The 21082-nt window shown below is 63.2% G+C and carries 13 protein-coding genes and 6 pseudogenes; 10 read left to right on the top strand and 9 right to left on the bottom strand.

The window, feature by feature from the left end; translation table 11 throughout:
* Positions 1 to 94 precede the first annotated feature (94 nt).
* Positions 95 to 1387 (top strand): NAD(P)/FAD-dependent oxidoreductase, encoded by a 1293-nt coding sequence (locus tag OKW44_RS16225; protein ID WP_018423333.1) that lies wholly within the window; start codon positions 95 to 97, stop codon positions 1385 to 1387.
* Between the two features lie 88 nt (positions 1388 to 1475).
* On the opposite strand, the pseudogene OKW44_RS16220 reads toward OKW44_RS16225, so the two are convergent.
* From OKW44_RS16220 to OKW44_RS16200, 5 genes and pseudogenes are all read right to left on the bottom strand, one after another.
* Positions 1476 to 1926, bottom strand: a pseudogene (locus OKW44_RS16220) (cbb3-type cytochrome c oxidase subunit I); the annotation flags it as partial.
* Positions 1927 to 1931: 5 nt separating this feature from the next.
* Positions 1932 to 2862: pseudogene (gene cyoA, locus OKW44_RS16215) on the bottom strand (ubiquinol oxidase subunit II).
* 219 nt (positions 2863 to 3081) lie between these two features.
* Positions 3082 to 4428, bottom strand: coding sequence for a DUF3734 domain-containing protein (locus OKW44_RS16210; RefSeq protein WP_018423335.1), 1347 nt, complete (start codon positions 4426 to 4428; stop codon positions 3082 to 3084).
* Between the two features lie 11 nt (positions 4429 to 4439).
* Positions 4440 to 5222, bottom strand: a complete 783-nt coding sequence (locus OKW44_RS16205; protein WP_018423336.1) for a 3-hydroxybutyrate dehydrogenase — start codon at positions 5220 to 5222, stop codon at positions 4440 to 4442.
* A 28-nt stretch (positions 5223 to 5250) separates the two neighbouring features.
* Complete coding sequence (locus tag OKW44_RS16200) at positions 5251 to 6030, bottom strand: acetoacetate decarboxylase (RefSeq protein WP_018423337.1); 780 nt, start codon at positions 6028 to 6030, stop codon at positions 5251 to 5253.
* An 809-nt stretch (positions 6031 to 6839) separates the two neighbouring features.
* Between OKW44_RS16200 and OKW44_RS16195 the strand changes: the two are divergent.
* Positions 6840 to 7292, top strand: a pseudogene (locus tag OKW44_RS16195) (IS256 family transposase); the annotation flags it as partial.
* 259 nt (positions 7293 to 7551) lie between these two features.
* A complete protein-coding gene (locus tag OKW44_RS16190) occupies positions 7552 to 9204 on the top strand; it encodes a Na+/H+ antiporter (RefSeq protein ID WP_018423339.1) in 1653 nt (550 codons plus the stop codon).
* Here the strand turns inward: OKW44_RS16190 and OKW44_RS16185 are convergent.
* Positions 9194 to 9382: pseudogene (locus OKW44_RS16185) on the bottom strand (pyrimidine utilization transport protein G); the annotation flags it as partial. The gene OKW44_RS16190 and the pseudogene OKW44_RS16185 sit on opposite strands and share 11 nt — an antisense overlap.
* A gap of 117 nt (positions 9383 to 9499) precedes the next feature.
* On the opposite strand from OKW44_RS16185, the gene OKW44_RS16180 reads away from it, so the two are divergent.
* Entirely contained in the window at positions 9500 to 10231 is a 732-nt protein-coding gene (locus OKW44_RS16180; RefSeq protein WP_026226323.1) for a DUF2278 family protein, read from the top strand.
* A gap of 132 nt (positions 10232 to 10363) precedes the next feature.
* On the opposite strand, the gene OKW44_RS16175 is transcribed toward OKW44_RS16180, so the two are convergent.
* The 3 genes from OKW44_RS16175 to mdlC all read right to left on the bottom strand — a co-directional run bounded on the left by OKW44_RS16175 (position 10364) and on the right by mdlC (position 15045).
* Positions 10364 to 11782 (bottom strand): MFS transporter, encoded by a 1419-nt coding sequence (locus tag OKW44_RS16175; RefSeq protein ID WP_018423342.1) that lies wholly within the window; start codon positions 11780 to 11782, stop codon positions 10364 to 10366.
* 130 nt (positions 11783 to 11912) lie between these two features.
* Entirely contained in the window at positions 11913 to 13364 is a 1452-nt protein-coding gene (locus OKW44_RS16170) for an aldehyde dehydrogenase (protein ID WP_018423344.1), read from the bottom strand.
* Positions 13365 to 13401: 37 nt separating this feature from the next.
* Positions 13402 to 15045, bottom strand: a complete 1644-nt coding sequence (gene mdlC, locus OKW44_RS16165) for a benzoylformate decarboxylase (RefSeq protein WP_018423345.1) — start codon at positions 15043 to 15045, stop codon at positions 13402 to 13404.
* Positions 15046 to 15149: 104 nt separating this feature from the next.
* Between mdlC and OKW44_RS16160 the strand changes: the two genes are divergently transcribed.
* From OKW44_RS16160 to OKW44_RS16135, 6 genes and pseudogenes are all read left to right on the top strand, one after another.
* Positions 15150 to 16067: a LysR family transcriptional regulator gene (locus tag OKW44_RS16160; protein ID WP_018423346.1), complete on the top strand. Its 918-nt coding sequence runs from the start codon at positions 15150 to 15152 to the stop codon at positions 16065 to 16067.
* Between the two features lie 97 nt (positions 16068 to 16164).
* Positions 16165 to 16426: pseudogene (locus OKW44_RS16155) on the top strand (5-oxoproline transporter, DUF969 family subunit); the annotation flags it as partial.
* Between the two features lie 37 nt (positions 16427 to 16463).
* Positions 16464 to 16637, top strand: a pseudogene (locus OKW44_RS16150) (5-oxoproline transporter, DUF979 family subunit); the annotation flags it as partial.
* A gap of 10 nt (positions 16638 to 16647) precedes the next feature.
* Entirely contained in the window at positions 16648 to 17658 is a 1011-nt protein-coding gene (locus OKW44_RS16145) for a DUF2891 domain-containing protein (protein ID WP_018423349.1), read from the top strand.
* A gap of 155 nt (positions 17659 to 17813) precedes the next feature.
* The gene (locus OKW44_RS16140) at positions 17814 to 20207 is read left to right on the top strand and encodes a DNA polymerase II (RefSeq protein WP_018423350.1); all 2394 of its coding nucleotides are present in this window, start codon (positions 17814 to 17816) and stop codon (positions 20205 to 20207) included.
* A 489-nt stretch (positions 20208 to 20696) separates the two neighbouring features.
* Positions 20697 to 21068 carry a BON domain-containing protein gene (locus tag OKW44_RS16135; RefSeq protein ID WP_018423351.1) on the top strand — a complete coding sequence of 124 codons (372 nt, stop codon included), beginning with the start codon at positions 20697 to 20699 and terminating at the stop codon, positions 21066 to 21068.
* Positions 21069 to 21082: the final 14 nt, after the last annotated feature.

Genomic DNA, 21082 nt, shown 5'->3' with positions numbered 1-21082 from the left:
CACGCGGGTCGCGGATCACTCGAAGGCTCATTGATTCTGTACATCGGTCGCCCATTCGCGTCGGCCGGCGAACTCCGTTCAACCAGGAACCTTTATGTCTCACCCAATCCGTATTGTCATTGTCGGCGGTGGAATCGCCGGGATACTGCTCGCGACAAGGCTGGGCAACTATTACGCCCATTCGGACGAAGCCCGTGTGACGCTGATCGACAGCAGCCAGACCCATATCTGGAAACCGATGCTCCATACGATCGCGGCAGGCACGCGCGATGTGTCCCAGCAGCAGGTTAGTTATCTCGCTCACGCGAGCGCACACCGGTTTGCATGGCAGCCAGGCCGCATGTATGGACTGGATCCTGCCCGCAAAGAAGTGCTGCTTGACGAGATGAGGACGCCCGAGGGCGAACTCGTGCTCGAAGCCAGGACGATTCCCTTCGACGTGCTGGTGCTGTCGGTGGGCAGTCAGGCGAACGATTTCGGCATCCCTGGCGTCAGGCAACACTGCCACTTCATCGATAGCCAGAAACAGGCCGAAGCTTTCAACGTGGTTCTGCGCAACCGGATGCTTCGCGCCGTGGCGAAGGATGAACGACTCCGGGTCGCGATTGTTGGGGCAGGCGCGACCGGTGTCGAGCTCTCCGCTGAGTTAAGCCGCGTACTGGAGATTGCCGAGGGCTACGGTGACCCTACCTTGCGCAGCCGACTGAGCTTGACGCTGCTTGAAAGCGGACCGCGCGTCCTTGCTTCTTTCCCGCCAAAGATTTCAGAATCCGCTGAAGAACAGCTCAGGCACATCGGTTTTAGTGTGCAGACCTCGACGCGGGTCATGGCAGCGCAAAGCAACGGGTTCGAGATCGACGGCGGGCGTCTCGTCAGCGCCGACCTCATGGTCTGGGCCGCAGGCGTCAAGGCGCCAGATTTCATGAACAATATGGCGGGAATGGAAACCACGGGTTCAAACCAGGTCGTGGTTAAAGCCACGCTTCAGTCGACGCACGACGACAATATTCTTGCACTCGGCGACTGCGCAAGTCTGACACTGATGGATCACGAACGGCCGTTGCCGCCTACCGCGCAGGTCGCAACGCAGCAGGCTGAGCATCTGGCCCGCCATCTGCCGGCGTGGCTCGCAGGCCAACCATTGCCGGACTTTAAGTTCCGGGATTATGGCTCGCTGGTTTCGCTCAGCGACTATGGCGCATTTGGCACGTTAGGGAGTTTTGGCTTCTTCCGCGGTGGCTTCATACGCGGACGCTTCGCGCAATTGAGCCATGCGATGCTTTATCGCCGCCATCAGCAGGCGCTTCATGGTTTTGGAAAGGCAGCACTGATGTGGAGCGCCGAACAGATCAATAGCCTTGTACAGCCCAAAATCAGACTGAGCTGACTACGCTTCCAGCTATGCGTCGCTCGTGGCATCTGCGGCGGCGAGCGGCGAGACTAGGGTGTTAGATCCTATGTATCAGGAAGGCCGGCGGCTTGCCGGAGAACGTCGCGACGATTTCGGAGAATGCGCCAAAGCACGGCAGGATCAGGATGTACACCTCAGGACGTCCCCACACCCAGATGAGGTTGATGTACATCATCGCGTTGCCGCCCAGCTCGTTGGTAAAGAAGTGCATGCCGAGATAGCGGTCAGCGGCAAGCAGCGCCAGCGTGCCCGTCAACACCGGAAACGCGGCAACCACGCATCATGATCGCGTCGGCAAAGCCGCGCAGCAGCATGACGAGCGCAAGGATGATGTACATCACCCCGATGCGCTTGTGATCGACCGAGGTGATCCACTCGCGCCAGAGATAGGTCCATTTCCCCGCGTACGTCACGGCGCCCAGCAGCGCGGCGCCGAGCATGGCGACGACAGCCAGCGTGCCCACGACGATGGGCTCACGATACGGAATCGCATCTAGATTGAATTTCCCGAACATGATGATTACTTTGCGGCCAGGATCGCAGGCGACTGCGCGCCCTGACGTTCATAGGAAATGGCTGCCGGACCTGTGCCAGCCGTGCCCGTGCCGGCTGGACCGCTCCCGCAACGCGGGTCGCCCGACGGGCCGCGCATGTAGCGGTTCACGACGTTATCGAATAGGCCCGGCATGACGCTCGCGTAAAGCGCGACCGGATTCTTCTGGCTCGGCTGCTCCAGCGCCGTATAGGTCGCCGTGTCGAGCGTCTGCCCCGACTGTTTCGCCCGCGCGATCCAGGCTTCGAAGTCGCCGCGGCTCGTCGCGATCGTCTCGAAGTGCATGTCCGAGAAGCCGAGGCCGCTGAACGCGGCGGACCGGCCCGCGTGGACCCCCGGAGTATCGGCGATCAGGTTGAGCTGGGTCTGCATGCCGGCCATCGTATAGACTTGGCTGCCGAGTTGCGGGATGAAAAACGAATTCATCAGCGACTCGGCCGTCAGCCGGAACGAGACAGGCGGATCGACGGGAATGGCCAGTTGGTTCACCGCAGCCACGCCGTAGTCCGGATAGATGAAGAGCCACTTCCAGTTCAGCGCGACCACTTCGACGCGGACGGTCTTTGTCTGGGATTCGATCGGCTTGGATGGATCCAGGCTGTGCGTGGTACGCCAGATCACGAGAGCCAGCATCAGCAGGATGACGCAAGGGATCGCCCAAACGACAACTTCAATTGCAGTGGAGTGTGCCCATTTGGGCGCATAGGTCGCGCTCCTGTTTGACGCGCGATAGTGCCATGCGAAGTGCAAGGTCAACAGAATGACCGGAACGACCACGAGCAGCATCAGACCCAACGCAAGCAGGATCAGATGTTTTCTCCTGTGCACCGATGTCGCCCTTGGGATTGAATAAAGTCATGCTGCATCCGCCGATCAGGCCGAATGCGCCGAGCGCCATAACGCGGCCTGCGGCAACGCAAAACCGCTTAATGGTATGTGATTGACCGCGCGCACTTGACCCGATAGAGGGATTTTCTCTACATAAACCTGGGATTCTGCATGTCATGTACCTCGGTTGCCGGTGACACCACAGGCGGACGAATTCAGCTGCGGCAGCGACCCTTTGGCTGGCGTGGAAAGGGACCGGCCAGGCTGGAGCCGGCCGGCCCCACGACGGCTAGCGGCCTGTCGTATCCCGCTCAGTTTCCTTTGTGATCTCCCCAAGTGGAACGGACTTCGGCGCTGCCACTTCGAGAGGTGGTTGCGCAACGCCCGCTTTATGGCGCCTGCGCGAGCTATGCGCTGGCTTGGTAGCGCCCTCCAGCCGCGCCACGTGAGTCGCGCCCCCAGGACGATGCACGTCGTGCGTCACGAATCCGGAATCGTGATCCGGTATCGCAAACCAGTCCGGATGCTCAAACGACGCGCGAATGTCGTCCAGACCCGTCTGCCAGTGCTCGCTCATCGTGTCGATGCTGAATTCGTAATCCTTATAGTGCCCCTCATACGCCTTGTTCTTGTATATGAGGTGCACAACATTGACCGTACTGCCATCGGCAACTTCCCGTGCCTCCCGGATGAGCGGATGCTGCTTCTCCAAACCCGGCGGCACATGCTTCAATAGCTCCTTGATGAGCTGTGCATGACGCTGGGTCGACCCGAGCATCGCGGTGATAGCGCGGGTCCGGCTGGAATACTGGATGTCCTTGGCGCGCTCGGACACATCCAGCATGTCGCCCGGGAGTCCGCCGCTCGAACTCCAGAGGTCAACCTGGAAGACCAGGGAGTCCTTGTGCTGCGGGTCACTTAAAACCTCGGTCAACGGGGTGTTCGACACCAGACCGCCGTCCCAGTAATATTCGCCATCAATCTCGACGGCAGGAAAGCCCGGAGGGAGCGCACCCGAGGCCATGAAGTGCTCTGGCGAAAGGCGCATCTGCGTGTTGTCAAAGTAAACCAGGTTACCCGTGCGCACGTTGACCGCGCCGATGGAGACGCGAATATCGCCGTCGTTGATTCTGTCGAAATCGGCGAATTGCAGAAGGGTCGCCCGAAGCGCGGTGGTATCGTAAAAGCTCACTTCTTCTGGCGAGCGCTTGCCCATCCCTGGGATGGGCACCGGAAGGCGCGGCGAGAAAAAGCCTCGCTGCCCTTCGGTGAGTGCGCGGCCTGCCGCCCAGCAGCTCGACCACTTGCGCGACAGGTCGTGCATGCCCGCGGCGCGGGGCAGCCACGCGCCAAGGTTCCCAAGCATGTCCGCCGGCTGGCAGATGGTGTTCCAGAATCCACGCAATGCCTCGGTACGCTTCCCCGGAGCGTTGCCCGCGATGATGGCTGTGTTAAGCGCGCCGATGGAGATGCCGGAAATCCAGTCCGGATGAATGCCAGCTTCCTCGAGGCCTTCGTAGACGCCGGCCTGATAGGAGCCCAGCGCGCCGCCACCCTGTAGCACGAGAGCTACCTCGTCATAGGCTGGCAGTTCGAAAGGCTTCCGTGTGCCTGGTCTTTCTAGATTTTGACGCACTGGGCAGCTCCTTAGTGCATCGACCAGCCGTGGCTGACGATGATGGACTGCCCCGTCAATGCCGACGATTCGAAACCCGCGAGGAACGCCACGGTGTTGGCGACGTCTTCCACCGTCGTGAATTCGCCGTCGACTGTTTCCTTCAACATCACGTTCTTGACGACGTCTGCTTCCGAAATGCCCAACGCTATCGCCTGCTCCGGAATCTGCCTGTCGACAAGCGGCGTGCGCACGAAGCCCGGGCACACGACATTGGCGCGTACACCGCGCGAACCGCCTTCCTTGGCTACCACGCGTGCGAGACCGAGCAGTCCGTGCTTGGCCGTCACGTAGGCAGCCTTCAGCTTCGACGCTTCATGCGAGTGGACCGAGCCCATATAGATAATCGAGCCACCGTTGCCCGCAGCGTACATGTGCCTGACTGCAGCTTTGGTCGTGAGGAACGCGCCGTCCAGATGGATAGCGAGCATTTTTTTCCAGTCGGAGAAAGCATAATCTTCAATCGGGTTGACTATCTGGATGCCCGCGTTCGAGACCAGCACATCGATGCTGCCAAGCTTGTCGACAGCCTGCTGGATGCCGGCGTTGACCGCTTCTTCGCTCGTCACGTCCATTGATACCGGCAGCGCTTTGCCACCCTCCTTGCGGATGCTCTCGGCCACGCTCTCAGCAGCCTTGAGGTTCAGGTCCGCGATTACCACCGACGCGCCGAGCGCCGCGAGCTTGCGTGCGCATTGTTCACCGATACCACTTGCAGCGCCCGTCACGAGCGCGACCTTATCTTTTACGGACATGCCTTTTCCTTAATATGTCAGAGGGTGCTTACTGATTCGCGGCAAGCTTGAGTGCCGGCGCCTCGGCGAGGTAATCGAAAGCTACCTCCCCGATGTCGAGCGTGAGATTGGCGATAACGTGCCGCGCGCCGACGATTTTGCGCACCGGCAAATCCGCCACAGGAGCCAAGGCATGGGGGTGCAGCTCAAGCGCGGCCGGACCGCCCCACGCGCCGAGCACCGTGACATCCCGCAGGAAGTAGCGCACGAGCTCGCAGATGCGGGCTGAACCGTCGACGTCCGGAATGACTTTCAGTAGATAGTTCGGCGTGTCCGCAAGCTTCTTGCGCTCGACCTCGAGGTCAAGTGGCTCGTACTTGTAGCCCATCGTGCCCGTGGCAATGCGCTGGGTGCCATAGTCGAGCGTTCCAAGCAGCGTGTCGTTGCCGTCAACACGCAATTTCGGACTCGCCAGCTTCTTGGGGAAGCCCCAAATCTCACGACCGCCGGCAATCGGGCCTTCGTCGTCGAGGTACATCGCGTGTGTGTAGCTGCCTGGCGCGCCGGCATCATCTCTCACCGAGATAACCTGGCCGCTTTCCGTGTAATCGCCGAATCCCGACGAGTCTGGCATGCGAATGAATTCGTAATGCACGAGGGGGCTTGCGACTGTCAATGGTTCCGGCACCACGGCGCGCAAAGCGTCCATGTCGGTCTCGTACGAAATGATGAAGTACTCGCGATTAAGGAAGCGAAACGGCGGGCGGGGGTAGGAAGGATTGTGGACGGGCATCGCAAAAGCATCTTTGCGGATTTGTTCGATTTTCAACTATCTCTCCAGTAGTGACGTCAAATGACGTCGCGTCTTTAAAGCCCACGCATGCGCACCAGAGGTGCTGCGCTGCATACTGCGCCTCTGCCTTATCACACGTGTCGGGACGCAACGCTCAGGCGCCGGGTTCGAGTGGCCCTGTGCTTTGCATCGTTGTACAGAACATGGGCAATAGTAGCGCCTTGCTCCATGCATCGGGGTCCTTGCTGGTCGCAAAACATTGTGCCCCTCACCGCAACAATCGGTTCGATCCTTGTACGCGTCGGCTTCTCGTCGGCGAAACGCCGCGTGTAGCGATGTCGCTTCGTGATAGGCAATGTCGCACATATAAGGACAGTATTAATTGCCACATGGCTCGTTGTTTCGTCCCCGATGCCTCGCTTGCTTCAGGCATGTCCATTCGAAACCGCGTCCCCGAGAATATAAACGCGCGCAAAGTCACAGTCAGACATTAACGGAAGCCGCGACCATCATTGCGCCTGCGTTTCGCGGCGGCGGATCGCCTGCTCTGGGAGAGTACACGGCGTCGCCCGCCTCAATCGGATGACCGCTCGACACGCACGTCCCCGGCCCCTTCGCGATGAACACCCGTCAGGGTTGGTAATTACAGCGACCGCCGCACGAATCGCACCAGGAAACCGACAGGGTCTGCAAAGGGTTCGGCGCCACGTTCAGGTCAGGCGGATCTTCGGCTGGACGAGACCGTTGATCTGTTCCGCTGTCCACGCAGCGTCGCCTTTCGAAAGCCATGGAGAGCCTGCTGATGGCGCCGGTAGAGCATAGCGTGACTCAGTCAGTTGAGCGAGGCGGAGCAAGGCAGCGCCGGCAACCACGGCAACGGTACGAGCCGCAAGACAGTGCTCACACCCAACGGCGAACTGACGCTGGATATCCCGCGAGACCGGCAGGCGACGTTCGAGCCGCAACTGGTCGGCAAGTACCAGCGCCGGCTGCCGGGATTCGACGACCACGTCATCAGCATGTACGCGCGCGGCATGAGCGTACGCGAGATCCAGGCTCACCTGCTGGGGCTGTACGGCCTGGAAGTGTCGCCCGATCTGATTTCCACGGTCACCGACGAGGTGCTGGCTGAGGTCGAGCAGTGGCAACAACGCCCGCTCGAGGCGATGTATCCGATTGTGTATTTCGACGCACTTCGACTGAAGATCCGCGACGAGGGCACGGTCAGGAACAAGGCGGTGTACCTGGCGCTGGGCATTCGGGCTGACGGCCGCAAGGAAGTGCTGGGCCTGTGGATCGCGTTGAAAACGCGCGGCTACACCCGCTTCGAAACCATGCGCACCGCCCTGTTCCTCGTCGCTGGCAAGCTCGACTTCGGCAGCTTCAACGCGCATGCCTGGTAATCCGCATTACCCACACCATTGTCAAAAGACCCTTATCGTCGTCGCACCATTGCTATGGTGTTCTCAGGCTAAACTTCGGCCTTCCGCCCTTCGTGCGTGTGCCCCACCGCCTTGCCCGGTAGACGAGACACGCCGCCTCTCCTAAAACGAGTCGATGGAAACTGTCTCTAATGTCCTGATTCTCCTCCTCGCGGTGGCCCTCTCCGGTATCGGCACCCGCGTGCTGCCCCTCAAAGTGCCGCCGCCGCTCGTGCAGATCGCACTCGGCGCGCTGCTCGCGTGGCCGGGACTGGGCCTGCACGTCAGTTTCGATCCGGAAATCTTTATGATGGTCTTCATACCGCCGCTGCTTTTCGCAGACGGATGGCGCATCCCGAAGCGCGAGTTCTTCATCGCGCGGCGCGCGATCCTGATGCTCGCACTCGGGCTCGTGTTCATGACGGTGCTGGCGGTCGGCTATTTCGTCCACGCGCTGGTGCCAGAGATCCCGTTGCCGGTCGCCTTTGCACTCGCCGCCGTCCTGTCACCGACCGATGCGGTCGCGCTGACCGGGATCGCCGGCAAGGACCGGATTCCGGCGAACCTGATGCACATCCTCGAGGGCGAGGCGCTGATGAACGATGCGTCCGGCCTCGTCGCGTTGAAGTTCGCGATTGCCGCCGCTCTGACCGGCGTGTTCTCGCTGCGCGACGCGTCGATCAGCTTCGTGATCATCGCGGCGGGCGGGCTGGCGACGGGCGCGGCAGTAAGCTGGTTGTTCAGCGTGGCGTCCATCCGCTTTCTGAGCAGCGGGGAAGGCGACCCCGCGCCCGGCGTTGTGATGACGCTGCTGATCCCGTTCGCGGCCTATCTGTTCGCCGAGCATTTCGGCTGGTCGGGCGTCCTGGCCGCCGTCGCCGCCGGCATGACGATGAACTACGCCAGCATCGCGCACGCCGGAACAGTCGCCGAACGCGTGCGCGCCAACAGCACATGGACGATGATCGAATTCGTCTTCAACGGCATGGTGTTCATCCTGCTTGGGCTGCAGTTTCCGCATATCCTGGGCCGCGCGCTGATCGAAGCGCACGAGACCAGTTACGAACAGGTAGTGCTGCTGATCGGCTATATCGCGGCGGTGACGCTCGCGCTATACGCGCTGCGCTTCGTTTGGGTGTGGCTGCTGCGCTGGCACGCGAGCCGCGGCGCAGCGAAGCACGGCATGACGAATGCGATGCCCGGCCTCCGCACCGTGACGGTCACCACAGTGGCCGGCGTGCGCGGAGCGTTGACGATGGCGGGTATCCTGTCGCTGCCCGAGACCTTGCCTAACGGGATGCCGTTGCCGGGCCGGGATCTCGCGATCTTCATCGCCTCGGGCGTGATTCTGATGTCGTTGCTGGTTGCGGTAGTAGCGCTACCGCCATTGCTGCGTGGCTGGCGGCGCGGACACGATCCGCACGCCGCCGAGGAGCGGCTCGCGCGCCAGCTCGCGGCCGAGGCGGCGATTCGCGCAATCGACGAGTTGCATGAAACGGCCAGCGCTGGTTTCCACGAATCGGCGTCCGCCCACGCGGCGGACGTGACCGCGCACGTCATGGAGATCTATCGCCGCCGGCTCGCGACTCTAGGCGACGAGACCGCGCCGAGCGAACAGGCGCGTTACGCGGAAGCGCTGGAGTTCCAGACGAAGCTCGCCGCGGTGCGCGCCGAACGCGCCTTGCTGCTGTCGCTGCGCAGGGCACAGAAGATCAGCGACGAGACACTCCACAAGCTGATGCGGGAAGTGGATCTGTCGGAAACCGCGTTGATCGCGCCTACAGAATGATCGCGCCTAGCGTCGCGGTGCCGATGCCGCCCAGCGCAAAGCTGCCCGGCTTCAGCGAGAAATCGCCCGCGCCGAGCACCAGGGTTACGGCAGCTACCATCAGATTGCGGTTGTCGGAGAAGTCCACCTTGTTGACGACCCAGATGCGCGCACCCGTCACCGCGATCAGCCCAAACACACGTCGGGATAAACATTGCGACCGTATGACAGCGGGCGCGGTTGTGCATCGACGTGTAGCACCGTATGCTTGGATACGTCGCTTTCTGTTCGTCAACTTCGACAAGGTCATTCAGTCATGAACGAATACTGCATGTTCAAGGGAAAACTGCTGCGCGCGGCGCCTTTCAAAGATTCGTATATAGGCAGTCCGCACTATGTGATCACGGTGACCGGCAACGACAACACGCCATTCAACATCGTCGTCAATTCGGCGTCGACGCAACCTGGCGCAAGCGGTAACGACGACGTGTACTTCTATGCCGATCTGAACTTCGCCGATCCACTAACCGCGAAACTGCAGCCCCTGAACCTCGGCCTCTACACGAGCGGCTTTCCGCGGCTCGATTACTTCCAGGACAGCAGCCTGCTCGACATTCACCGCATGCGGCCTGTCCCCTACGAGGATCAAAACGGCAACCGCGCCGACGTCAACGACATCATCGACGAAATCCTTACCATCGACGAAAGCAAGCCGTCGCAAAGTCTGCCCTACGACAACGGCAGCGGCCAGTTGCACAACCGCGATTTCTGGACACCGACCACCGCGGGCATCGTGGTCTATGGGTTCGGCTTTCTGTTTCTGCCGAAGAAGGACGGTCTTCACGAGACTCACATGAATCAGGGCAATCCGCGCGGCCCGCATTACAAGGAAAACGGCGCGTTCCAGGACGGCGCGGTGATCGTGCAGCGCGCCGATGGGTTTGCCGCCATGTTTACCGCGTTTCAGACACAGTATTTGCCGACCAATGCGGCCGGCGATCCCGCGGCGAATGCAGTGGCGTTGCCGGTTTATATTCAGCAAGGTTGATAGCGTCGCTCGTGCATGGGGCAAGTGGAAACCGCCGCGATGCGCGAGAAACAGGTTGTTGCAAAGGGGAAAACCGGATCGCGCGCAAAAGTCCCTCGCGATACGAACGCACCGCGAGAGACGTCGCGTCGATCAGCGCGCGCTCTCGGCGCCTCGACGCGGAATATGCCGCTGCACCACCGCCAGCGCGATCAGCACGATGACCATTGCGATACCGAGCATCAGCAGATAGCCAGATGCGCCACCGGCCGTGATCACCGCGGCACCGGCGAATGCGCTTAGAATCGCGCCGACGCGTCCGAACGCGAGTGCCGACGCGGTGCCCGTCGCCCGCACGCTGGTCGGATAGACGTATGCGCACAGCGCGTACATCGTCGATTGCACCGCATTGACGAACAGCCCGTGCAAGCCGAGACCGACCATCATCAACGTCGTATGCTGCGTCGCGCCGACGCCGAGCAGCATCCATGCACTCGCGACGCCGCCCGCGCAGCACAGCAGCAGCGGCCAGCGCGAGCCGTAGCGCCCGATCGCCAGCGCGCACAGCACCGCGCCGATTACGCCGCCGAGGTTGTACGCGCTCAGGCCATAGCCCGCGAGCGACACGCTCAAGCCCTCACTCGTCAGCATCGACGGCAGCCAGCTGAACGCCGCATACACCGCGAGCAGGCACATGAAGAACGCGCCCCAGATCGCGACGGTGTCGCGCGAACGGCCATCGCGGAACAGCGCGCCAAAGCCGACGTGTTTCTCAGCGCTTTGTTCGCGCACATCGGTGAAGCTCGCATCGGCCGACACGTCGCGCGCCATGCGCCGCAGCAGCTTCACGAGCTCGAACCAGCGATGCGGACGGCGTGCCAGAAAACGCGGCGATTCCGGCAGCGCCGCGAGCAGGACGAGGGCGAGCACGAGCGGCAGCACACCACCCGCTACGAACAGACCGCGCCAGCCATAAACCGGCAGCACCTGGCCGGCGAACAATCCGGCGACCATACCGCCCAGCGGCACGCACAGAATGGTCGCCGTCACCGCGAAGGTACGAAAACGCGCGGGCGTGAACTCGGCGGTCAGCGTCGTCGATGTCGGCAGCGCGCCGCCGATGCCGAGCCCCGCGATAAAGCGCAGCGCCGCAATGGCCGCGACGTTCGGCGCGAGACTGATCGCGCAGGTCGCCAAGCCGAACACGAACACGCTGCCGATCACGGCCCAGCGGCGGCCGAAACGATCGGCGAACAGCCCCGCGAACGCGCTGCCGATACCCATGCCGACCAACCCCGACGCGACCACTGGTGCAAACGCGTTGCGCGTAATGCCCCACTCCTTGATCAGCATCGGAATCGCGAAGCCGATCAGCTGGCTGTCGAAGCCGTCGACGACGATCGACAGCGCCGCGAGCACCACCGCGATTTTCTGCAGCAACGTGTAGGGGCCGTCGTCGAGTGCATGACCGATGTCGAACGTGTTGCCGCCGCGCGCGATGCCGGCGAGCGCCGCGTCGTCGCGCGCGGTCGCGGTCGAGGCCGCGGCCGAAGCGGGAGGAACGAAACTCATGAACCTGTCTCCGTTGTTTGCGCTGCACGCGCGTTGTTCGATTTTTTTTGTTGTCGGCAGTACGGTGCGACGCGATGGCCCGCTTCGGCGAGTTGGCCGCCGAACAGCGAGCCGATCGCGACGCTTCTCATCAGAACGGATAGTGACGCGGCATCGTTTGCAGCGTGACCCAGCGCAGATCGGTGAATTCCGCGATCCCCGCCTTGCCGCCGAAGCGGCCGAAGCCACTCGCCTTCACGCCGCCGAACGGCATCTGTGCTTCGTCGTGCACGGTCGGGCCGTTCACGTGACAAATGCCCGACTCGATGCATTTAGCGACGTTCAGCGCGCGCGCCGTGTCGCGGCTGAACACCGCCGCCGACAGGCCATATTCGTTGTCGTTCGCACACGCGATTGCGGCTTCCTCGCCACGCACGCGCACGATCGGCTTGACCGGCCCGAACGATTCGTCGTGATAGATGCGCATGTCCGGCGTCACGCGATCGAGCAGCGTCGCGGGCATCAGCGTGGTTTCGCTCTTGCCGCCGCACACGAGCGTCGCGCCTTTGGCGAGCGCGTCGTCGATCAGCGCGTTGCAGCGCTCGACCGTGCTCATGTCGACTACCGAGCCGAGCACGACCGGGCCCTTGCGCGGATCGCCGAGTGGCAGCGCGCGCGAGCGCGCGGCGAGCCGCTCGACGAACGCATCGGCGATGCTGTCGTCGACGATGATTCGCTCGGTCGACATGCAGATCTGCCCGGAATTCGCGAACGCGCCGAACACGGCCGCATCGACCGCGGCGCCGATGTCGGCGTCGTCGAGCACGACGAGCGGCGCCTTGCCGCCTAGTTCGAGCACGCAGGGCTTCAGATGGCGCGCGCACGTTTCGGCGATCAGGCGGCCCACGCGCGTCGAGCCCGTGAAGTTCACGCGACGCACGGCCGGGTGTCCGATCATGGCGTCGACGATGCGCGCGGCGTCGGCCGGCGCATTGGTCACGAAGTTCACGGTGCCGCGTGGCAGACCCGCCTCCTGCATCGCCTCGATGATGAGGCCGTGGGTAGCCGGGCAGATCTCCGAGCCCTTCAGTACGACCGTGTTGCCGCACGCGAGCGGCAGCGCGATCGCGCGCACCGCGAGAATCACCGGCGCGTTCCACGGCGCGATGCCGAGCACGACGCCCGCGGGCTGGCGCACGCCCATCGCGAGGCTGCCGGGCACGTCGGACGGGATCAATTCGCCGGCGATCTGCGTGGTCAGCGCGGCGGCCTCGATCAGCCCGGCCGCCGCGAGGTGCACGTTGAAGCCGGCCCAGATGCCCGACGCGCCGGTCTCGGCGGCCATCGCGGCCGCGAAGGCGTCGGCCTTCGCTTCGAGCGCGTGAGCGGCCCTCGTCAGCAGCGCGCGGCGCTCGCTCGGTCCGAGCGCGGACCACACCGGAAATGCGGCCGCGGCGGCATCGACGGCGGCGACGGCATCTTCGACGGTCGCGGCCGGCGCGCGCGTCGCGACTTCGCCTTCGAGCGGACTGCGGCGCTCGAAGGTCGCGCCGTTGCGCGCCTGTGTCTGCTCGCCGCCGATCAGCATCGGTACGTTTTTCATCGTAGGCCTCTCTCCTTTTCGTGAATGGGAAGCGCCGTTACGCGACGATCGCTTCGACGAGCGTGGGACCGCTTTTCACGTCACCTTCGGTCAGCGCGCGACGCAACACGTCGGCAAGTTCAGCCGCCTCGCTGACGCGCGCGCCAGGGCAACCCATGCCCGCCGCGATCGTCACGAAGTCGAGGCCCGGCAGGTCCGTGCCCTGCACGGTCTCGCCAGGCGCGAAACCGAACACCGGCGCGAAATCCTGCAACGCCGCGTAGCGCGTGTTGTTCAGGATCACGAATGTGATCGGCAGCCGCATCTGCACCGCGCTCCAGATCGCCTGAATCGAGTACATGCTCGAACCGTCGCCGATCAGCGCGATCACGCGCTCGCCCGGCCGCGCAAGCGCAACGCCGACCGCCGCCGGCATGCCGTAGCCGAGGCCGCCGCTGTCCATCGTCAGGAACGTGCCGGCGCGCGCGATCGGCAGATAGGTCTGCATGATGGGCCGCGAGCTCGGCGCTTCCTCGACGACGATGCCATCGGGATCGCGCACTTCGGCGAGCGTCTGCAACGCGAACGCGACCGACATCCGCTCGCCCCGCGCGGGCGGCAGCGCTCGCGGCGCCACCGCGCGCGGCGCGGGCAACTCACGCGCTTTGGGCGCGGCGCGCGCGAGCAGATCACGCACGCCGAGCCGCACGTTGCCGACCGCGGCGATGCCCTGCGGCGTCCATGCGGCAATGCCCGGATCGTCGATCAACTGACACAGCCGCGAGCCCGGCGGCACATGCGGACCACTGCCTTCGACGTGATACGTGAACGCTGGCGCGCCGATCACGAAGATCGCGTCGTGCGCGCCGAGCAACTCGACGATGCGCTCACGCAGCGCCGGCAAAAAGCCCGCGAACAGCCGGTGCGTTTCGGGGAAGCTGCAACGTCCTGTCATCGGCGCGACGTAGACGCGCGCGGAATGCCGCTCCGCGAGGCGCACGACTTCAGCCGCCGCGTCCGCGCGATCGACCGCGCCACCGACCACGAACGCGGGCCGCTCGCACGCGTCGAGCACCGTGCCGATGCGTTCGAGCATCGCCGGATCGGGTCGCATGATGTGCGCGACCTCGCGGTCGGCCACGCGCTCGGCCGGCTGATCCCAGTCGTCGGCGGGAATCGACACGAACACCGGGCCGCGCGGCTCCTGCATCGCGATCGCGTACGCACGCGCGATCGCGAGCGGCACATCCTGCGCGCGAGCCGGCTCGATGCTCCACTTCACGTAGGGCTTCGGCAATTCGGTGGCCTGAGTCGCGGCGAGGAACGGTTCGAACGGCAGGATCGAGCGGGCCTGCTGACCCGCGGTGACGACGAGCGGCGTGCGGTTGCGAAACGCCGTGAAGATATTGCCCATCGCATTGCCGACACCCGCCGCCGAATGCAGATTCACGAGCGCCGCGTTGCCGGTGGTCTGCGCGTAGCCGTCGGCCATACCGACCACGACCGCTTCCTGAAGTCCGAGCACGTAGCGGAAATCCGCGGGGAAATCGCGGAACATCGGCAGCTCGGTCGAGCCCGGGTTCGCGAAGATCGACGTCATGCCGACGCGGCGCGCGAAGTCGATGACCGCGTCGCGTACGGTCCACCGCGTGCTCTGTTCCTTTGCGTGTGCCTGATTCTGCTGCGGCGCGCTGCTTGTCATGCGAAGTCTCCTGTCTGGTGAGCGCGGAAAATCGAATGGCCATTATCGCGGCCGCCGGGGTAACCGAAAATTGCCCAATTCGCAAAAAGGCATTACCTTTCGGCATGACTTACAACCTCCAACAACTGCAGGCGTTCGCGGTGATCGTCGAGAGCGGCAGCCTCGGACGCGCCGCCGAAGCGCTGCACATCACACAGCCGGCCTTGAGCCGGACCATCCGACGTCTCGAGGAACAGGTCGGCGCGCCGCTGTTCGAGCGGCATTCGCGCGGCATGCATTTGACTGCGGTCGGCGAGGCGCTGCTGCCGCACGCGATCCTGTTGCAACGCGAAGCCGAACAGGCGCGCGAGGAAATCGACGCAATGCGCGGCCTCGCGCGCGGCACGATCCGCGTCGGCGCGGTCGGCAGCATCGCGAGCCTCGTGCTGCCGCTCGCGGTGAGCGGCGTGTTGACGAAGTGGCCGAACCTGCGCGTGGAGATCATCGAGGGCGTGTGGGACCGGCTCGCCGATGCGCTCGTCAAACGTCAGATCGATCTCGCGCTCAGCATGGCCGTGCCCGATACCGACGAGATCACCGCGATCGCCGATTGCCGCTGGGAAGACGCGAGCTACGTGGTCGCCGCGCTCGATCATCCGCTGCGGCGCAAGCCCGACCTCACGCTCGCCGACACGCTAAACCAACGCTGGGCGATTCCGCCACGCGGCACCGGCCCGTTCGAGCACATGCAGAGCGTGTTTGCCGAGCGCGGGCTGGGACTGCCGAACGTCGTCGTCGAAACGCGCTCGGTCACGGCGCTGAAGAGCCTGGTCGCACGTTCGGGCTTTCTGAGCTGGATGGCGTCGACGATGTACGTGACCGAAAGCAAGGCCGGCGTGTTCGATACGCTCGGCGTGCCGGGGGTGGTCGGGCGGCGCACGTTGACCGCGTTCCGGCGCCGCCAGGGGATTCTGCCGAGCCCGGCGGTCAAACTGCTGGAGCAGTTGCGGCAGTTGACGGCGGAGGGTATGACCGTGGATTGATCGTTTCCCGCACACGCTGCCACTTTCTCGGCGTTTACCCGATAGGTAGATTTTATCGACTATTTATCAATAAAGTCTCGTGTTAGATTCCGTCGCCATGCGTCGAGGAAACGAAGCAAGGAGAGCCGGAAGGGGGGTTTTGATTGGCGTGCCGATCGAGGTGCTCGGCTTCGCATTGGCGCTTCAACGCGCTGCTGGTGGTGACGATCGCGGGCCTCGCGACCGGGACAGCCGGCGGCTTGCAGACGGTGGAGATCGTCAGCGCGTTCGGCAAGGCATTCGAACAGGCGCGGCATCTGATCTCGCGCTTGCATGCGGCCACCACCGGCCGCGTGCTCTCATCACGTTGGTCGATACGCTGACGCTCAAGTACGCGCCCTTCGTCGAAACGAAGAATCCGGTTTCTGCGGCACGCTGATGACGCCGAGGGCGGCGAACTTCAACATCGTCCTCGCCGCGCTGCTCGAACTGAAGGACCAGAACGGCGTGATCAAGGCGCAATGGCCGACCGCTTTACTATTGCTGATCGTCAACACCATACTGTTGCACGTGTTTGTATTCCGCTTCTGAGGAGCCGCCGATGACCACCCAGCTCACCCGCGAATTCGCGTCCAGATTCGCCAATGTCGCACTCGCCCACCTCACGCGCGAATACCCGAACAAGCTCACGCACTCGCTTGAAGGACCGCAGGACGTGCAGGGTCCGCGCGCCTTGCATCCGATCTTCTACGGCAGCTACGACTGGCATTCGTGCGTGCACGGTTACTGGCTGATCCTGCATCTGCTCGAACGCTTTCCAGATCTGCCCGAGGCGGCGCGCATCATCGCCGTGGTCGACGAGCATTTCACTGCGGCGAACGTCGCCGGCGAACTCGCGTATCTGGACCTGCCGCACAACCGCGGCTTCGAGCGGCCGTATGGCTGGGCGTGGCTGCTCGCGCTCGGCGCGCAGTTGCAGTCGATGAAAATCTCGGAAGCCGCGCGCTGGGCGAAGACGTTCGCCCCGCTCACTCAGGCGTTCGTCGAGCGCTTCGAGGAGTTCCTGCCGAAGGCAACCTATCCGCTGCGCGTCGGCACGCACTTCAACATGGCGTTCGCGCTCGCACTGACGCTCGATTTCTCGCGGCAAACCTCGCGCGCATCGCTCGAGGCGCTGATCGTCAGCACCGCGGAGCGCTGGTATCTGGACGACGTCGCGTGTCAGGCGTGGGAGCCGGCCGGCGACGAATTCCTGTCGCCGTCGCTGATGGAAGCGGAGTTGATGCGGCGTGTGTTGCCGTCGGCGCAGTTCGCCGACTGGTTCGGACGCTTCCTGCCGGACCTCGGCGCGAAAAAACCGGCGACGCTGTTCGAGCCCGTCACCGTGACCGATCGCAGCGACGGCAAGATCGCGCATCTGGACGGCCTCAATCTGAGCCGCGCGTGGTGCCAGCGTGCGCTCGCGCGTGCGCTGCCCGCCGGCGACGTGCGTCGCACCGTGCTGTTCGATGCGGCCGAGCGTCATCTGCACAGCGCGCTGCCGCATGTGGCCGGCGACTACATGGGCGAGCACTGGCTCGCCACGTTTGCGACGCTGGCGCTCGAAGCTTGAGCGAACCGGGAACGAACTGAACCGGCTTTGAAGAGATGAAGCCGTGCTGGTTGGGGCGCTTCAGTACGAAGCGCCCTTTTCATTGCCCGTTCAACAGTCCCTGCCTGCGGCGGTAAAATCGCGCAAGGCGATTGCGCCGCTTTAAAGGTGGAAGTTTGACTGAGTTCGAGCAGGGTTTCATTTTGACCCGACATTGGCGGGACACGCCCGCCGGCACGGAAATCGAGTTCTGGCTGGCCACGGACAGCGGGCCGCGCCACATCCGTCTGCGGCCTCAGCCGTCCGTCGCCTTCATTCCGGCTGAACATCGCGAACGCGCCGAAACGATTCTACGGCGCGACGCGCCGCTCGATCTGCGTTCGCTCGAATTGCGCGACTTCCAGCATCGGCCGGTCAGCGGGCTTTACTGTACGCAATACCGGCAATTGAAGGGCTTCGAGAAGCGCCTCAGAGAAGGCGGCGTCGATGTCTACGAAGCCGATATCCAGCCGCCCGAACGCTACATGATGGAGCGCTTCATCACCGCGCCGGTGTGGTTCAGCGGCGTGCCGCAGCAGAATGGTCCGGGGCTCGATGTTTCCTGGCTCGACAGCGAACTCAAACCGTCCAACGAATATCGTCCGCCGTTGAAGCTCGTGTCGCTCGACATCGAAACGAGCGCGCATGCCGAGCTATATTCGATCGCGCTCGAAGGCTGCGGCGAGCGGCAGGTGTATATGCTTGGCCCGCCGAATGGCAACGACGGCAACGTCATCGACGCCATCGACTTCAAGCTCGAATACTGCGAAACCCGCGCACAGCTGCTCGAAAAGCTGATCGAGTGGATGGAGCGGCACGATCCCGATGCGATCATCGGCTGGAACCTCGTGCAGTTCGATCTGAAGGTACTGCAACAACATGCCGAACAGTATCGCGTGCCGCTGCGCATCGGACGAGGCGGCGCGGTGATGGAGTGGCGCGAACACGGCGTCACGCGCAATCACTTTTTCGCGGGCGTGGCGGGTCGTTGGGTCATCGACGGCATCGAGGCATTGCGTTCGGCGACGTGGAGCTTCCCTTCGTTCAGCCTCGAATACGTGTCGCGCTCGGTGCTGGGCGAAGGCAAGGCGATCGACAATCCGTATCAGCGCATGGACGAAATCCAGCGCCGCTTCGACGAAGACAAGCCCGCGCTCGCGCGTTACAACCTGAAGGACTGCGAACTCGTCACGCGTATCTTCGCGAAGACCGAGTTGCTGCCGTTCCTGCTCGAACGCGCCACGGTGACCGGCCTGCCCGCCGATCGCAGCGGCGGCTCGGTCGCGGCGTTCACGCATCTGTACATGCCGCGCATGCATCGGCAGGGCTATGTCGCGCCGAATCTCGGCGACGTGGCCGGCGCCGCGAGCCCCGGCGGCTTCGTGATGGATTCGCGGCCCGGGCTCTACGACTCGGTGCTCGTGCTCGACTACAAGAGCCTGTATCCGTCGATCATTCGTACGTTTCTGATCGACCCTCTCGGTCTGGTCGAAGGGATGCTGCATCCCGACGACGCGAGCTCGGTGCCGGGCTTTCTCGGCGCGCGCTTTTCGCGCACGCGTCACTGCTTACCGTCGATCGTCGCGCAGGTGTGGCAGGCACGCGAAGCGGCCAAGCGCGAGCACAACAAGCCACTATCGCAGGCGCTGAAGATCATCATGAACGCGTTCTATGGCGTGCTAGGCTCGACCGGCTGCCGCTTCTTCGATCCGCGGCTTGCGTCGTCGATCACGATGCGCGGCCACGAGATCATGCACACGACACGCGAGCTGATCGAGGCGCAAGGCTACGAAGTGATTTACGGCGACACCGATTCGACCTTCGTCTGGCTCAGGCACGCGCATGACGAGGAAGACGCCGCGCGCATCGGCCGCGCGCTCGTCGAACATATCAACGCGGCGTGGCGGCAGAAGCTGCAGGCGCGCTTCGGTATCGACAGTGCGTTGGAACTGCAATTCGAGCGGCACTATCGGCGCTTTTTCATGCCGACGGTGCGCGGTGCCGAGGAAGGCAGCAAGAAACGCTACGCAGGACTTACGGTATTGCCGGACGGCCGCGAGGACGTGGTCTACAAAGGGCTCGAAACCGTGCGCACCGATTGGACGCCGCTTGCGCAGCAGTTTCAGCAGGAACTGTATCGGCGCATCTTCAAGGAGCAGCCGTATCAGGATTACGTGCGCGACTATGTGCGCGATACGCTCGCCGGCCGGCTCGACGATCAGCTCGTCTATCGCAAGCAGTTGCGCAGACCGATCGACGCTTACGAGCGCAACGTGCCACCGCATGTGCGCGCGGCACGCGTCGCCGATGAGTTCAATCGCCGGCAGGGACGTCCGCTGCAATATCAGAACGGCGGCTGGATCAGCTACGTGATGACGGTGGCCGGCCCCGAGCCGCTCGAAACGCTGCGCTCGGCGATCGACTACGAGCACTATCTGACGCGGCAATTGCAGCCGGTTGCCGACGCGATTCTGCCGTTGCTACGCGACGATTTCACGACGCTGACGTCGGGGCAGAAGCAGTTGTTCTGATCGGGGCGGCGAACGCGCGGCTGCGAGCATGGACGAATTGCCTACTTCACCATGGACGGGGCTCGGCCTCTTCGTCGGAGTGCGTGTTATGCACAGCAAAGGTGCGGCAGGGCGAGTTGCCGCGGGTCGCATATCACATGCTCCGCGCTCTCGAGTCCGGCGTAAATCGACGGCGCAATGTAACTGTGCCGCGACACCGGGGATGGCTAAAAATGTCAATCAGACACCGGTAATCGGTGATTAAAGGCGGAAAAAAACTAATCCTTAGTTTTGATTTGCAACCCTATCAATAGAATTAGAGCGCCCTCATAATTTGAAGTATTGTAATTTCTTCGGTTGTCCGCGCAATTGGCCGGTTTGCATTGCTGCTTGACCTAACCCTTTATTGTCCTATAGTGCCATTTGATCCGCCTCAGAAATATTGTGGGGGCGTGTGTGTGATATCCCTGAATCTGTAGCCCAACGATCTGCAACGACAGGAGAAGATGCATGAAAGCAATCCACGCCGTCAAACTGGTCGGTACCGCCCTTCTGATTTCGGGTTCGATTCACGCCTATGCGCAGGCGAGCAACGCTAACGCCCCTGAGTCTGCCCCGACCACGACGCCCGAAGCCCGATCGCATTACAAGTCAATGAAAGCAGCGAACCGGGCGCTACAGCGTCAGGTTCGAAATGCGCTGGTGAAAGATAGGAACATCTCAACGGCCAATATCACAGTTCGCGCCCGCGATGGTGCTGTCACGCTGCAGGGCAGCGTACCGCTTCAGGCAGAAAGCGACCGGGCAACCGAGGTGGCGAAAGGGGTACCTGGCGTAACTTCGGTCAGGAACGCGCTGTCGATCCGTCCTGTGGGCACCTGAAGCAGTCCTGGACC

The sequence above is a fragment of the Paraburkholderia lebeckiae genome (genome assembly GCF_050436325.1).
Taxonomy (GTDB): domain Bacteria; phylum Pseudomonadota; class Gammaproteobacteria; order Burkholderiales; family Burkholderiaceae; genus Paraburkholderia; species Paraburkholderia tuberum.
This window is presented reverse-complemented; position numbering and strand designations above follow the sequence as displayed.

Coding starts and splice junctions, on each gene's coding strand:
- OKW44_RS16225 (WP_018423333.1), top strand. CDS start 95: ATGTCTCACCCAATCCGTATTGTCATTGTCGGCGGTGGAATCGCCGGG.
- OKW44_RS16205 (WP_018423336.1), bottom strand. CDS start 5,222: ATGTCCGTAAAAGATAAGGTCGCGCTCGTGACGGGCGCTGCAAGTGGT.
- OKW44_RS16190 (WP_018423339.1), top strand. CDS start 7,552: ATGGAAACTGTCTCTAATGTCCTGATTCTCCTCCTCGCGGTGGCCCTC.
- OKW44_RS16180 (WP_026226323.1), top strand. CDS start 9,500: ATGAACGAATACTGCATGTTCAAGGGAAAACTGCTGCGCGCGGCGCCT.
- OKW44_RS16175 (WP_018423342.1), bottom strand. CDS start 11,782: ATGAGTTTCGTTCCTCCCGCTTCGGCCGCGGCCTCGACCGCGACCGCG.
- OKW44_RS16170 (WP_018423344.1), bottom strand. CDS start 13,364: ATGAAAAACGTACCGATGCTGATCGGCGGCGAGCAGACACAGGCGCGC.
- mdlC (WP_018423345.1), bottom strand. CDS start 15,045: ATGACAAGCAGCGCGCCGCAGCAGAATCAGGCACACGCAAAGGAACAG.
- OKW44_RS16160 (WP_018423346.1), top strand. CDS start 15,150: ATGACTTACAACCTCCAACAACTGCAGGCGTTCGCGGTGATCGTCGAG.
- OKW44_RS16145 (WP_018423349.1), top strand. CDS start 16,648: ATGACCACCCAGCTCACCCGCGAATTCGCGTCCAGATTCGCCAATGTC.
- OKW44_RS16135 (WP_018423351.1), top strand. CDS start 20,697: ATGAAAGCAATCCACGCCGTCAAACTGGTCGGTACCGCCCTTCTGATT.